Origin of the sequence: Candidatus Dorea massiliensis AP6 (genome assembly GCF_964245105.1) — a bacterium.
GTDB lineage: Bacteria > Bacillota > Clostridia > Lachnospirales > Lachnospiraceae > Laedolimicola > Laedolimicola intestinihominis.
In genome coordinates, this window is record NZ_CAXTKW010000046.1 from 1 (window position 1) to 776 (window position 776).

At 45.1% G+C, this 776-nt stretch carries 1 protein-coding gene; it reads left to right on the forward strand.

Going from position 1 to position 776, the window contains the following annotated elements:
* Nucleotides 1-111: 111 nt before the first annotated feature.
* Nucleotides 112-776 (forward strand): IS256 family transposase (locus ACESZP_RS17925; RefSeq protein ID WP_499709950.1); only part of this gene is annotated, 665 nt, incomplete at its 3' end.

Sequence of the window (776 nt, forward strand, 5' to 3'; positions counted from 1 at the left end):
GATAACGTATAATTAGTTTCGCAAATTCAATTTCATAAAAATAGACATGGTCTATAGCCGTTTGGTAGAATAAAGTTACCACACAAAATTCACCATAGGCGGTATAGAACCATGTCTGATAACATTATACAACTCAATGAAGATTTAATAAAGCACGATTTAAAGGATCTTGTCCGCAGCAGCGTCGAAGAAACTCTGAATGCTCTGCTTGATAAAGAGGCCGACGAACTCGTGAATGCTCAGAAATATGAGCGTTCCACTGACCGTCAAGGTTATCGTTCCGGCCATTACAAGCGAAATTTCCAGACCACTGCTGGCGATGTGGAACTAAAAGTTCCAAAGCTGAAAGGGGTCCCCTTTGAAACTGCCATTATTGAACGCTACCGCCGCAGGGAATCTTCTGTTGAAGAAGCTCTGATTGAAATGTATCTGGCAGGCGTTTCTGTACGGCGTGTCGAGGATATCACCGAAGCCTTATGGGGAACAAAAGTATCCCCAGGCACTATCAGCAACCTCAATAAAAAGGCATATGAGCATATCGAAACCTGGCGTACACGCCCATTGGTCGGCAGCTATCCGTATGTCTATGTGGATGGCGTCTATCTGAAACGCAGTTGGGGTGGTGAAATCCAAAACGTTTCTATCCTTGTTGCCATTGGAGTCAGCAACGATGGCTGCCGTGAAATCATCGGTGCAGCTGAAGGTATGAAAGAAGACAAGGAGAGCTGGCGTTCCTTCTTTGTATGGCTGAAAGAACGAGGCTTAACTGGAGTCCG